Raw genomic sequence first — 12796 nt, 5'->3', positions numbered from 1 at the left:
GTACGTGAGTGAGTTACCCGCGGCAGGACGGGCCGCCGCAGCAGCGTGAGGTGGCCGGCTTCGTGTCGGTGTTCACCGCGCTGCAGCGCAACGTCGAGCAGGTCGTGCTGGGCAAGCCCGAGGTGGTACGGCTGGCGTTGACGGCGCTGTTCGCGGGCGGCCACGTGCTGATCGAGGACGTACCGGGGACGGGCAAGACGACGCTGGCCCGGGCGGTGGCGGCGAGCCTGTCGGGTGAGGTGCGGCGGCTGCAGTTCACCCCCGACCTGCTGCCGTCCGACGTGACCGGCGTGACGATCTTCAACCAGGCGTCCAAGGAGTTCGAGTTCCACCCGGGCCCGGTGTTCGCGAACATCGTGATCGGCGACGAGATCAACCGGGCGTCGCCGAAGACGCAGTCGGCGCTGCTGGAGGTCATGGAGGAGCGGCACGTCACCGTCGACGGGCTGCGGCATCCGGTGCCGAACCCGTTCCAGGTGGTGGCGACGCAGAACCCGGTCGAGATGGACGGCACGTACCGGCTGCCGGAGGCGCAGCTGGACCGGTTCCTGATGAAGCTGTCGGTGGGCTACCCGGACGAGGCGAGCGAGATCGAGGTGCTGCGCGGCGGCGCGGCGCGGCGCTCGCCGGACGACCTGTCGCCGGTCACCGACACCGACACGGTGGCGGCGGCGTCGGCGCTGACCCACCGGGTCTACCTGCACGAGGCGCTGTACGCGTACGCCGTGCAGCTGGCCGCCGCGACCCGCAACCACGCCGACGTCCGGCTCGGGCTGTCGCCGCGCGGCGCGATCGCGCTGACCCGCGCCGCCCAGGCGTACGCACTGGCGTCGGGCCGCGGCTACGTGCTGCCGGAGGACTTCAAGGCGCTCGCGTCGCCGGTGATCGCGCACCGGCTGGTGCTGACCCCGGACGCGCAGCTGCGCGGCGGGTCGGCCGACGACGTGGTGGCGCGCGCGCTGGCCGAGGTGCCGGTGCCACAGCCAGCCGGCGGCGGCAGCCTGGCCCAGCCAGCCGGCGGGAGTCTGGCCCAGCCCGCCGGTGGCGGGAGTCCGGCCCAGCCCGGGGGTCCGGCCCAGCCGGTCGGTGGCGCCGGGTCGGCAGCTCAGCCGGCCGCGGCACCGACCTCGGGGGCCACCGGCGCCTACGGTCAGCCGGTCTCGGGAGCGGGCACGTACGGCCGGGCGGCCGGCGGGGGTGGCACGTACGGCCAGTCGACGTCCGGCGGGACGTACGGGCAGCCGGTGTCCGGGGCGGCCGGCGGCACCTACGGCCAGCCGGCGCCGGGCGCGGCCGGGCAGGCCGGCGTGACCGGGCAGTACGGTGCGTCCGGCTACGCCACCGAGGGCGGCCGGCCGGAGCAGCCCGGGTACGGGCGGTTCGACGGTGGCCCGACCGAGCAGCCCGGGTACGGGCAGTCCGACGGCGGCCAGTCCTTCGGGCGCCGCTGAGCATGCCCACCCGGCGAGGGATCGCGGTCGGCGCGATCGGGCTGGTACTCGCGGTGGGCGGCTTCCTGGCCGGCTACCGGGAGCTTGCGGCCCTCGGTGTGGTCGCGGTGCTGGCGCTCGCGATCGCGCTGGTGTGGGCCGGCTGGCCGCCGCGGCTGACCGTCGAGCGCGAGATCGAACCCGACCGGGTGGTCGCCGGCGAACCGTGCCGGGCGACGGTGGCGATGACCTCGACCGCCCGCTTCCGGGTGCAGGGGCTGACCGGCGCCGAGCGGCTGGTGTCGCAGCGCCGCGAGCACAGCGAGGTGGCGGTCCCGCCGGTACGGTTGCCGGCCGGGCGGGTGGCCCGCACCGGCTACCTGCTGCCGACCGACCGGCGCGGCGTGCTCGACGTCGGCCCGCTGGAGGTGGCCCGGCAGGACCCGCTCGGGCTGGTACGCGCGGCGAAGACGTTCGGCGACAGCACGAGGGTGTGGGTACATCCGCGCTCGTACCGGCTGTCCCGGGTCCCGGTGGGCGCGGCCCGCAGCCTGGACGGCGTGGTCGACGCGGTCCAGTACGGCTCGATCACGTTCCACGCGCTGCGCGAGTACGTGCCGGGAGACGACCTGCGGCACGTGCACTGGCGGACCTCGGCGCGGGTGGGTGAGCTGATGGTGCGCGAGCACGTGGACACCAGCCTGCCGCGGATCGTGATCCTGCTCGACGACCGGGAGTCCGCGCACACCGAGCAGTCGCTGGAGGAGGCGGTGTCGGCGGCGGCGTCGGTGCTGCTGGCGGCGCTGACCGCGGACCTGACCGTGGAGCTGCACCTGGTCGGCGGGCGCAGCCTGACCGGCGCCGAGGCCGGGGGCGGCGCCGGCCGGGCCCGGCCGTACCTGGATCTGCTGGCCGAGGTGGCGCCCGGCGACGGCGCGCTGCCCACCGCCGTGCAGAAGCTGCGGCAGCGGCACCGCGGCGACACCCTGGTGCTCGTCACCGGAGCCGGCGGCGCGGCGTCGCTGGACTCGATCGGGCTGCTGCGCGACGTGTACCCGACCGTGGTGGTGGCGGTGCTCGGCCACGGCGCGGTCGACCGGCTGTCGGCGCGGGCGCTGCCCGGCGTGATCACCCTCGCCGCGAACGACGCCGAGGAGTTCGGCGCCCGCTGGGATGCGGTGTCGGCATGGTGAGCCCGCCGCTGGAACGGCCGCACCCGGCCGCGCCGGCCACGACGCGCCGGACCGGCGAGCGGCTGCGGGCGACGCCGATCGTCGTGGCGCTGGTCGCGATCGTCGCGGCGACGATGGTGGCGGGGCTGCTCGCGGCGCGGATCTTCGCCGGCACCCAGCTGCCGGTGCTGCTGGCCGGCGCGACCCTCGGCGCGGTGGCGCTGACCGTGCTGCTGCGGCTGGTACGGGCACCGGCGCTGCTCGCACTGCTGGCCGGGCTGGCCGGGTTGGCGGCCTGCCTGGTCGGTGCGACGGCGGCGCTGCGCGACCCGACCAAGGGGGTCGGCGACGCGTTGTTCGACGCGGTCCGCAACTCCGGCGCCCGCATCCTGACCTCGGCGATCCCGGTACCGCCCGAGCCGGACACGGTGCTGCTGCCGATCGCCGCGTGCTGGCTCGCCGCGGCCGTCGCGACGGTACTGCTGGGCCCGCTGCGGGCGGCCCCCGGCGCGCGGCGCCGCCCCGGGCTGGCCGCGATCCCGCCGACGGTGCTGCTGGTGGGTGCGCTGGTCCTGGTCGGCCCGAACGGTGCGGTGTCGTACCCGGCGGTCGCCGGCTTCGCGGTGGCGCTGGCGGTGCTGCTGGCCGCGGCGGCCCGCCCCTGGCAGGTACGGGCCGAGCCGGATCCGGCGGCGGCCGGGTTGCCCGCGGCGGGCGGCAGCCGGCTCGCCGTCGCCCGCCGGCTCGCCTCGGCGATCGTGGTGATGGCGGTGCTGGCCGCGGCGGCACTGTTCGGCGGACCGGTGGTGGCCTCGGCGATCCACCGGCAGCCGGTCGATCCGCGCAGCTACGTGGTGCCGCCGAAGCAGCAGCTCGACCAGCTCAACCCGCTGGGGATGCTCGGCGCGTGGGCGCTGGATCCGCACCAGAACCTGCTGCAGGTGACCACGAACAAGCCGGCCCGGATCCAGTGGGCGACGCTGTCCGGCTTCGACGGCATCAACTGGCAGCCGGACCGCACCTACCGGTCGGCCGGTGCGGTGCTGCCGCCGCCGACCGGCCTCGACGACGCGACCACGACCGTACGGCAGCAGGTCACGGTCGACGCGCTGGGCGGCAGCTGGCTGCCGGTGGTGGCCGCGCCGCGCGAGGTGCACGGCGTCCGGGTCGGCTACGACGCCGCCGCCGGCGCGGTGCTCGCCCCGGACGGTCTGAAGCCGGGCCTGACGTACCAGACCGTGTCGGCGGTGCCGCGGCAGGACCCGGACATGCTCGCCGCGGCCAGCGTGCCGCCGGGCATCGCGCAGCGGTACCTGACGGTGCCGCCGGGGGCGCCGGCGGACCTGGTGACGCTGGCGCAGCGCACCGCCGGCAACGCCGGCCCGTACCGGAAGGCGCTGCTGCTGGAGCAGCTGCTGCGCACCAGGTACGAGTACTGGTCGAAGGCGCCCAGCGGCAACGGGTACGTGACGCTCAAGCACTTCCTGCTGACGAAGAAGTCGGCCGGCGGCGGGCGGGGCACCTCCGAGCAGTTCGCCTCGGCGTTCGCGGTCATGGGCCGGGTTGTCGGCCTGCCGACCCGGGTGGTGGTCGGCTTCCACGCCGGCAAGCGGATCGGCGCGCACCGGTACCAGGTCACCTCCGGTGACGCGTTCGCCTGGCCGGAGGTGTACCTCGCCGGGCACGGCTGGGTGGCCTTCGACCCGACGCCGGTGGCGAAGAAGGGTGCGACCCCGCCGGACGAGGACACCCCGCAGGCCAAGAGCGAGCAGAGCAAGAAGAGCCAGCAGCTCGACCAGGGGGCGCCGAGCGCCGCACCGAGCCAACCGGCGCCGGGGCCGTCCGGGTCGTCGAAGGCGGCCGCCGCGGCGGGCGGGCCGGCGCTGCCACCCGGCGCGTACGGCGGGATCGCGGCGGCGCTGCTGCTGGCGCTGCTGGTCGCCGCGGTACCGGTGCTGCGGTCGCGCCGCAGCGGCCGGCGGCTGCGTACCGGGACCCCCGCGCAGCGGGTGCTCGGCGCCTGGACCGAGATCCGGGAGGCGCTGCGGTTGGCCGGGCACCGGCCGCCGGCCGCGGCCAGCGCCGCCGAGGTCGCCCGGCTGGCCGCGACCGGGGTCCCCGACCGGCCCGGTACGCCGCCGCTGCCGGACCTGCGGCCGCTGGCCGAGGTGGTCAACGCGGTCGGGTTCGCGCCCGAGGTGACGTTCGCGCCGGCCGACGCGGATCGCGCCGCGGAGCTGGCCCGCGACTACCACCGCGGCCTGCGGTCCCGGCACGGCCTGCTGTCCCGGCTGCGCTGGCGCCTCGACCCGCGCCCCCTGTTCTGGCGCTGACACCCGGGCTCCCCGACTGGGACCATGCTGTCGCAGCAGCTCCCGCCGAGGTATCCGGATCCGTTGACGCAGGACGTATCCGACCAAGCATCCTGGCTGGATGCTGCGAGCGAGTGACGAGGAGCAGATCAGGACCGTGTCGATCGAACGGTTCCGCCGGCCGGCCACCGACATCGTGCTGTCGGCCGAGCAGCTTCGCGAGGTGCGTGGTGCGCTTGCCCAGATGCTCATCGTCTGACCACCTCGCGGCGTCGGGTCAGCCGGTGTAGCGCAGGTCGACGACGTCGCGGCGCTGCTGGTCGAGGTTCCCGTCGCTGACCTGCGCCAGATCCAGCGTGACGGGCAGGACGCCGGTCTCGCCGGGCGCCAGTTCGCCGAGTACCTCGCCGTGCGGGGAGATCGCCATGGTCGGGCAGTGCTGGTCGGGATCGGCGAGGTTCGCGGCGAGCAGGTACCGCTGGTTCTCCGCGGCGCGGCTGATCAGGTGGCTGCGCCACACCCCGGCCGGCGCGTCGCGGTGGGCCGCGTTGGTCGGGTAGACGAAGACCTGCGCGCCGGACCGGGCCAGCTGCTGCCACTGCTCGGGATAGCGGATCTCCCGACACAGCTGCACGCCGATCGCCACGTCGGCCTCGCCCCGCCGTACGGTCAGCAGCGGCAGGGTGGCCCCGGCGCGCAGCACGCCCTGCTCGATCCGGGCCAGGTTGATCTTCCGGTAGACCCAGCGTTCGCCGCCGGCGCCGAGGAACACCGCCGCGTTCCACCAGCCGCCGCGCTCGTACAGCAGCGACCCGCAGCACACGTCGACCCGGTACCGCCGGGCCAGCTCGCCGACCCGTTCGACGGCCCAATCGATGCGTGCCGGGTCGAGCGCACCGAGCCGCTCGGCGAGGTCCGGCCCGTACCCGGAAACCGCCGCCTCCGGCAGCACGACCAGGTCACCGGGGCGGGCCTGGGCCAGCGCGGCGGTGATCGCCGCCAGGTTCGCCTCGACGTCCCACCCGATCGGGAACTGCGCCACCATTGCCGAGATCTGCATCCGACCATCGTCCCCCGAGCCGCTCCCCGTTCCGCGGACGGTGGCGCGGGTCGCGTTCGCCGACGGTGCCGGACCCGGTGCGGGCCGCAGGCCGGTCAGTCCAGCGTGGCCCGCTTCGGCTGCGGTGCGGCGGATCGCGCCGGCGGCGAGTCAGCCCCGCGTGGCCAGCTGGCTTGGCGTGAGGCGGCGAGTCAGCCCAGCGTGGCCAGTTCGCTTGCGGTGAGGCGGATCGCGCCGGCGGCGACGTTGGCGGCCAGGTGGTCGACGTTGCCGGTACCGGGGATGGCCAGTACGTGCGGGCCCTGGTGCAGCGCCCAGGCGAGCCGGACCTGCTGCGGGGTCGCCCGATGCGCGCGGGCCACCGCGTGTACCGCGTCGGAGTGGTCGTGGCTGGCGCCGGACTCGCGGCGACTGCCGGCGAGGGAGAAGAACGGCACGTAGGCGATGCCGCGCTCGCCGCAGACGCGGACCAGTTCGTCGTCGGTGCGGTTGTGGTCCAGCGAGTAGCTGTTCTGCACGCAGACGACCGGGGCGATCCGCTGCGCCTCGTCGAGGTGGTCGACCCGTACGTTGGACAGGCCGAGCTGCCGGATCTTGCCGGCGGCCCGCAACTCGGCGAGCGTGCCGAACGACTCGGCGACCGAGTCGCGGCCGGCCCGCTTCACGATCCGCAGGTTCACCAGGTCGAGATGGTCGCGGCCGAGGCGGCGCAGGTTCTCGTCGACCTGCGCGCGCAGCTGTTCCGGGCCGTTCGCCTCCGACAACTCGCCGTCGGCGGCGGCGAAGCCGACCTTGGTGGCGATCACCAGCTCGGCCGGGTACGGCGCCAGCGCGGCGCGGATCAGCTCGGTGGCGTAGCGCGCCGGTCCGGTGCCCACGCCCAGGGTTCCGCCCGGAGACACGTAGAACGCGGCGGTGTCGATGTGGTCGACGCCGAGCTCGACGGCCCGGCGCAGTACCCGGATCGCGGTGGCCGGGTCCGGATCGGCGGTCAGCCGCATCGAACCGAACCCCATCCGGTGCACGGTCCGGTCGCCGAGCCGCCAGGTACCCGCCGCGGCGGTGCCGGTCTCGTTCGGGAAAGTGTTGGTAGGCATGGGGGAAAAGCTAGGCAGGCCGCCCGAGCCGTGCAGTCGATCGTCCGGTCGATACCGTTTTCGGCTGCCCGCTGCTACGTTTGTCCGTGGAAGGGCGCGCTTTTTTCTGCCCCATATCACTCACCGCCGGCGATAACGCCGGTCGTTGCTGGCCACGTTCCGCGCTCGTTGTGACCGAGCCCGCAGCCGCCGGGGTGTCAGCGGGGGCTGGCCGAACCGGTGCGGTGGGTGCAGACCCGGTCGCCGGGGCTGACATGGTCGACGTCGGTCATCCCGATCACCACGAAGCAGTAGTCGGCGTCCGCGCGCAGCGCGTCGATCCGGGCCGTGGTGGCGTGTGCCGGCTGCGCCAGCTTGGTCGGGGTGGTGCCCGCGACGCCGCCGGTGACCAGGTAGAGCGCGGCGCCGTTGGTGCGGTCGGTCCAGCTCAGCTGCACCCAGGTGCCGTGGTCGGCGAGCTTCACCCCGGTCGGCTTGAGCCTCGCGTCCTGCCCCGCGGCGGGTGCGCTGGTCGGTGCGGTCGGTGACGCCGCCTGCGGCGGTGGCGTCTTCTGCTTGTCCCCCAACCGAAGCGCGACCAGCGCGCCGACCCCGATCAGGATGCCCACCACCGCGGCGGCGATGAACGGCCAGATGCCGATCCGGCGCCGCGGCTGGTCCGGCCGCGTCCCGGCCGGCCCCGGCGCGGGCGGTGCGGCGACCGGCCCGGGCGGTACCGGTACCGGGGGAGCGGCGACGGAGCCCGGCGGTACCGAGACCGGCGCCGGCGCGCCGCCGCGCGGATCCACCGGGGGCGTGGCCGACCAGTCCGCGGGTGCGCCGGGAGTCGGCCAGCCCGGTGCCGGGCCGCCGGTGCGCGGGCCGGCCGAGGCGGCGGCCCCGAACGGGTTGGCCTCCAGCGGGGCGAACGGATCCACCGGCGGCAGCTGACCGCCCGCCGCCGGATCGAACGGCGAGGGCGGGAACGGGCTGTCCAGCTCCGGCCCGCTGTGCCGGGCCGGCGCGCCCCCGCCCGCCGCGCCACCCGGACCGGACATGCCGGTACCGGGCCCACCCGGGCCGCCGTGGCCACCCGGGCCGCCGTGGCCGGCTTGGCCCGGGCCAGCTGGATGCGGGGCGCTGGTGGCGAGGCCGGCGGCGCTGGAGCCGGCCGCGGCGCCAGGTGTCGAGCCGCCGGTGCCGTCCGGGGCCGGGCCGGCGTTGCCGGGGGTGGACAGCTCGCCGCTGCTGCGCAGCCAGCCGCGCCGCAGGGCCGCGGCGAACTCGCCGGCGCTGGCGTGCCGCTCGGCCGGCGTCTTCGCCATCGCCCGCAGCAGCTCGTCGTGCAGCCACGGCGGTACGTCGGGGCGGGGCATCGGCGGCAGCGGGTCGCGCAGCGCCCGGTCGCGGTACTCGAAGGGGTCGGGCGAGTTGTCGCCCGGGTCGGCGAACGGCGGGTACCCGGTGAGCAGGTTCCACATCGTCGACGCGAGGCTGTAGATGTCCGAGGCCGGCCCCTGCGGCTCGCGCCGCAGCGCCTCCGGCGAAGCGTGCTGCGGGGTGAGCTTGTGCAGCGTGATGGTGCCGGACAGGTCGTTCGCGGCGCGGGCGATGCCGAAGTCGGTCAGCGCCGGGCCGTACTTGGAGCGCAGCACGTTGTGCGGCTTGACGTCGCGGTGGATGATGCCGACCTCGTGTGCGGCCTGCAGCGCCTCGCCGACCTTCACCCCGACGTCGACGACCTCGCTGACCGGCAGCGGGCCACCGCGGGCGAGGATGTGCCCGTACGAGCCGCCCTCGCAGTACTCCATCACGATGTACGGGCGGCCGATGCCGGTGCTGCCGGTGTCGATGATGCTGACGATGTGCGGCTGCGCGGACAGCGCCACGGTCGTCGCGAGCTCGGTCTCGACCTGCTCGGCGGTGGTCAGCCCGTCGTCGACCCGCAGCAGCTTGATCGCGACCGGCCGGTGCAGCCGGTCCTGCACCGCGCGGTAGACCTGCGCGGTGGAGCCGCGGCTGACCAGCTCCAGCTGCGAGTAGCCGGGGATGACCGGGATGTCGGATTGGCCCGGTGGCACGCGCTGGCCGGTCTGCTCGGTCACCCGGCCATTGTGCACTGCCCGCCGCCTCCGCCAGTACCCGCGCGAACCGCCGCGGTGTCGCCGGCCCGCTGCCGGGGGCAGGGGGTGTGAGAGGTCCGTGTGCCGGCTGCGGCGGGCCCCGCAACAACCCCGTGCGCGACAATGGTCGGTGTGAGCCGGGCCTTTCCGAGGAAGCTGTACCGCGACGACGCGGTGGTGCTGCGCTGCCAGAAGCTCGGCGAGGCCGACCGGATCGTGACCCTGTTCACCCGCCGGCATGGCCGGGTGCGCGCGGTCGGCAAGGGGGTGCGGCGCACCACCAGCCGGTTCGGCGCCCGGCTGGAGCCGTTCGGGCACGTGGACGTGCAGCTGGCGGAGGGGCGCTCGCTGCACGTGGTCAGCCAGGTCGAGGGCATCTCGCTGTACGGCAAGCGGATCGGCGCCGACTATCCGCGCTACACCGCGGCGAGCGCGATCGCCGAGGCGGCCGAACGGTTCACCCCCGAGGAGCAGGAGCCGTCCTTGCGGCTGTACCTGCTGACCCTCGGTGCGTTGCGCGCCCTCGGCGAGCCGGACGACCGGCCGGCGCCGCTGATCCTCGACTCGTACCTGCTGCGGGCGATGACGTTGACCGGCTGGGCGCCGGCGCTGACCGAGTGCGCGGTGTGCGGCCGGCCGGCCGACTCGTTCGACGACTCGCGGCCGGCGGTCAGCGTGCCGTCCGGCGGTCTGGTGTGCCCGACCTGCCGTCCACCGGGTGCCGCGGCGCCACGGCCGGAAACGCTCCGCTTGCTGGTGGCGCTGGCCGACGGCGACTGGCGGACGGCGATCGCCAGCGAGCCCGCCGCCCGCAGCCAGGGCAGCGGCCTGGTCGCCGCCCTGCTGCAGTGGCACCTGGAGCGCGGGCTCCGCTCGCTTCCCCTCGTCGACCGCGGCTGACCCGGTCACCCGACGCCGCTCCCCGTCCGGTTGATCGTGGTGTGGTGGTGCCCGGCAGTCGTCTCCGGTTGCCGCACGGGGCGGCAAGGCGGTGCGCGCGCCGGCACAGCTAGCCTCGGACGCGCGCCGTGATCCCTGCGGCGGGGCGACAGGACCTCTCAGCAAGGAGCCACAGATGAGCCCTCGGTTGCGTCGGGACTACCGTCCGCCGACGCCGCATCCGTCCGGTGCCCGGCCGCCGCGGATCCCGGCGGACAAGGTGCCGCGGCACGTGGCGATCATCATGGACGGCAACGGCCGCTGGGCCAAGCAGCGCGGGCTGCCCCGCACCAAGGGCCACGAGGCGGGTGAGGCGGCCCTGTTCGACGTGATCGAGGGCGCGCTGGAGCTCGGCGTGAAGTACCTGTCGGCCTACGCCTTCTCGACCGAGAACTGGCGCCGCTCGCCGGACGAGGTGCGCTGGCTGATGGGGTTCAACCGGGACGTGATCCACCGCCGCCGGGACGAGCTGAACGCGATGGGGGTACGCATCCGCTGGGCCGGGCGCCGCCCGAAGCTGTGGCGCAGCGTGATCACCGAGCTGGAGCAGGCCGAGCAGATGTCGCGCGACAACGACAAGTTGACGCTGCAGTTCTGCGTCAACTACGGCGGCCGGGCCGAGGTGGCGGACGCGACGGCGGCGATCGCGCGCGACGTGGCGGCGGGCCGGCTGCGCGCCGACCGGATCACCGAGAAGCTGCTGGCGCGCTACCTCTACCAGCCGGACATCCCGGACGTGGACCTGTTCGTCCGCTCGTCCGGCGAGCAGCGCACGTCGAACTTCCTGCTCTGGCAGTCGGCGTACGCGGAGATGGTGTTCCTGGACACGCTGTGGCCCGACTTCGACCGGCGGCACCTGTGGCACGCCTGCGAGCAGTACGCCGACCGGGACCGGCGGTACGGCGGGGCCGTCCCCAACCCGGAGCCGGCGCCGTACGTGGCCGAGCCTTCCTCGTGAAGATCGCACCTTTCGGTGTTTCTTGACAGGGTTGTTCCCGTGAGAGCACATTAATTCCGTTCGCGTGGCCGTGTCGGCGTTGCGACGCCGGTACGGCTCCGTGGCGCCCGGCGGCATCGGCGCGCCGGGTGCTCCACGGTGAGCGCCGGCCCGCGCCGGCGTGGAACGGAGGTCGCATGCGCACTGTCCGGACCGCCACCCTCCTCGCCGCCACCGGAACCCTGGTGGCCGCCCTGCTGACCTGGGCCACGCCCGCCGCCGCGGCCTACACCGACCCGCTGACCAGCACCACCCAGCAGAACCTGGTCTGGCACGCCACCCCGGCCGCGGCGCTGTCCGCGCTGGACGCGGCGCTGCCCAACGTCTCGGCCAACACGGTCGTGCACGACGCCAACCACGCCATGACCGGCTGTACCGCGGCGGAGCAGGCGGCGCTGCCGATCGCGCCGACCGCCACCACGAAGCTGTGCTGGGACGCCGACCGGGCCGGCAGTACCGCCTGGACGCCGCAGTCGATCACCACCTCCGGCGACGCCGACGACGACGGCATGTGGGGAGCCGACAAGATCCTCATCTCCGGCTGGCACGGCGAGTCGACGCTGGGCACCGGCTCGGACGGCAAGAGCCGCTACGACGACGCCCGGCTGATGTTCGTCAACGACAACACCCCGTCGGCCGCGGCGTTCCGGCAGGTCTACCTCGCGGCGCCCAACAGCACCGGGTCGACGTTCACCGCGGCGAAGGCACACGTCGGCGGCATGGCCTGGTACGGCGACAAGATCTACGTCACCGCGGTCGGTAACACCTCGACCGCGATCCGGGTCTTCGCCACCACGCACATCCTGCAGATGTCGAGCAGCGCCGCGGCGATCGGAAAGGTGTCCGGCGGGTACGCCGCCTACGGCTACAAGTACGCGATGATGCAGATCGGCTACTACAGCTACACCGGCGGCACCTGTGACCTGGACTCCGACACCGCGGTGCCGTGCTTCTCCTCAATGTCGCTGGACCGCACCACCTCGCCCGACTCGATCGTCACCACCGAGTACTTCAGCGACCAGACCAAGCACGGCCGCCTCTACCGGTACCCGATGGGCAGCGACTTCCTGCTCGCCGCCGGCTCGGGCGGCACCGTGGCCGCGAGCGACGCGTACCGCAGCGGGGTCGGCAACATGCAGGGCGTGCTCGGCCACGACGGGCACTGGTACGTCGCGCACTCCTCGGCGGTGACCAACGGCCGGCTGTACGACCAGACCACCAGCGCCAGCGTGCCGTCCCAGTGCGGTGACCCGGCCGGCCCGGCGTGTTGGGGGATGCATCCCGAGGCGCTGACGTACGACTGGGCGACCGGGCTGGTGTGGTCGGTGACCGAGTGGTCGTCGGCGGTGTGCTCCGATCACGGCCAGACCTGCGGCCGCACCCTCTTCGCCCTGCCCGTGTCCACCCTGCCGTGATCGTGTCCGCCGGGCGGCAGGCCGCCCGGCGGGGGTGCGGCCGCTGGCCGGCTCGGGTCGCCGCCGGCCGCACCATCGTGCCCGGTTCCGCTGGTTCGCGGTGCCGTCGTCGCCGAGGTCGGGTGGTTCGCCGCGGCGCCGTGCCGGGTTCGGCCGATCCGCTGCGCCGTCGTGGCCGAGGTCGGCCGATCGCCGCGGCACCGTGTCCGATCGTCGCGGCGCGCCGTGTCCGGTTGCACACCGATGCCCGGCTTGCGGCTCTTGACAGGGAT

General features: G+C 74.8%; 9 protein-coding genes and 1 pseudogene. 7 read left to right on the top strand and 3 right to left on the bottom strand.

All coding sequences use genetic code 11. The annotated features are described in order from the left end of the window. Positions 1-8 precede the first annotated feature (8 nt). The 4 genes and pseudogenes from Asera_RS30130 to Asera_RS30115 form a co-directional block, all read left to right on the top strand. Positions 9-992 (top strand): annotated as a pseudogene (locus Asera_RS30130) (AAA family ATPase); the annotation flags it as partial. A 461-nt stretch (positions 993-1453) separates the two neighbouring features. Beyond that, a complete protein-coding gene (locus Asera_RS30125) occupies positions 1454-2623 on the top strand; it encodes a DUF58 domain-containing protein (protein ID WP_030449718.1) in 1170 nt (389 codons plus the stop codon). Next, entirely contained in the window at positions 2617-4935 is a 2319-nt protein-coding gene (locus Asera_RS30120) for a transglutaminase TgpA family protein (protein ID WP_051803061.1), read from the top strand. Before Asera_RS30125 ends, Asera_RS30120 begins: the two co-directional genes overlap by 7 nt. Positions 4936-5035: 100 nt before the next feature. Continuing rightward, a complete protein-coding gene (locus Asera_RS30115) occupies positions 5036-5173 on the top strand; it encodes a hypothetical protein (protein WP_157035199.1) in 138 nt (45 codons plus the stop codon). Positions 5174-5191: 18 nt separating this feature from the next. On the opposite strand, the gene Asera_RS30110 is transcribed toward Asera_RS30115, so the two are convergent. From Asera_RS30110 to Asera_RS30100, 3 genes are all read right to left on the bottom strand, one after another. After that, positions 5192-5974, bottom strand: a complete 783-nt coding sequence (locus Asera_RS30110; protein WP_030449716.1) for a carbon-nitrogen hydrolase family protein — start codon at positions 5972-5974, stop codon at positions 5192-5194. A 191-nt stretch (positions 5975-6165) separates the two neighbouring features. Next, entirely contained in the window at positions 6166-7071 is a 906-nt protein-coding gene (locus Asera_RS30105) for an aldo/keto reductase (RefSeq protein WP_030449715.1), read from the bottom strand. A 197-nt stretch (positions 7072-7268) separates the two neighbouring features. After that, entirely contained in the window at positions 7269-9155 is a 1887-nt protein-coding gene (locus Asera_RS30100; RefSeq protein ID WP_030449714.1) for a serine/threonine-protein kinase, read from the bottom strand. A 150-nt stretch (positions 9156-9305) separates the two neighbouring features. On the opposite strand from Asera_RS30100, the gene recO reads away from it, so the two are divergent. The 3 genes from recO to Asera_RS30085 all read left to right on the top strand — a co-directional run bounded on the left by recO (position 9306) and on the right by Asera_RS30085 (position 12524). Next, a complete protein-coding gene (gene recO / locus Asera_RS30095; protein ID WP_244844080.1) occupies positions 9306-10073 on the top strand; it encodes a DNA repair protein RecO in 768 nt (255 codons plus the stop codon). Positions 10074-10248: 175 nt separating this feature from the next. Beyond that, positions 10249-11070 carry an isoprenyl transferase gene (locus Asera_RS30090; protein ID WP_030449712.1) on the top strand — a complete coding sequence of 274 codons (822 nt, stop codon included), beginning with the start codon at positions 10249-10251 and terminating at the stop codon, positions 11068-11070. Positions 11071-11246: 176 nt separating this feature from the next. Continuing rightward, complete coding sequence (locus Asera_RS30085; RefSeq protein WP_211255811.1) at positions 11247-12524, top strand: hypothetical protein; 1278 nt, start codon at positions 11247-11249, stop codon at positions 12522-12524. The last annotated feature ends 272 nt before the right edge of the window (positions 12525-12796 follow it).

This window comes from Actinocatenispora sera (assembly GCF_018324685.1).
In the GTDB taxonomy this organism is placed as follows: domain Bacteria; phylum Actinomycetota; class Actinomycetes; order Mycobacteriales; family Micromonosporaceae; genus Actinocatenispora; species Actinocatenispora sera.
Note: the sequence above shows the minus strand (reverse complement) of the source record. Positions and strands in the feature narration are given on the sequence as shown.

Bases quoted from the DNA above. Each gene is read 5' to 3' on its own strand.
- Asera_RS30125 (WP_030449718.1), top strand. From the start codon at position 1,454: ATGCCCACCCGGCGAGGGATCGCGGTCGGCGCGATCGGGCTGGTACTC.
- Asera_RS30120 (WP_051803061.1), top strand. From the start codon at position 2,617: ATGGTGAGCCCGCCGCTGGAACGGCCGCACCCGGCCGCGCCGGCCACG.
- Asera_RS30115 (WP_157035199.1), top strand. From the start codon at position 5,036: ATGCTGCGAGCGAGTGACGAGGAGCAGATCAGGACCGTGTCGATCGAA.
- Asera_RS30110 (WP_030449716.1), bottom strand. From the start codon at position 5,974: ATGCAGATCTCGGCAATGGTGGCGCAGTTCCCGATCGGGTGGGACGTC.
- Asera_RS30105 (WP_030449715.1), bottom strand. From the start codon at position 7,071: ATGCCTACCAACACTTTCCCGAACGAGACCGGCACCGCCGCGGCGGGT.
- Asera_RS30090 (WP_030449712.1), top strand. From the start codon at position 10,249: ATGAGCCCTCGGTTGCGTCGGGACTACCGTCCGCCGACGCCGCATCCG.
- Asera_RS30085 (WP_211255811.1), top strand. From the start codon at position 11,247: ATGCGCACTGTCCGGACCGCCACCCTCCTCGCCGCCACCGGAACCCTG.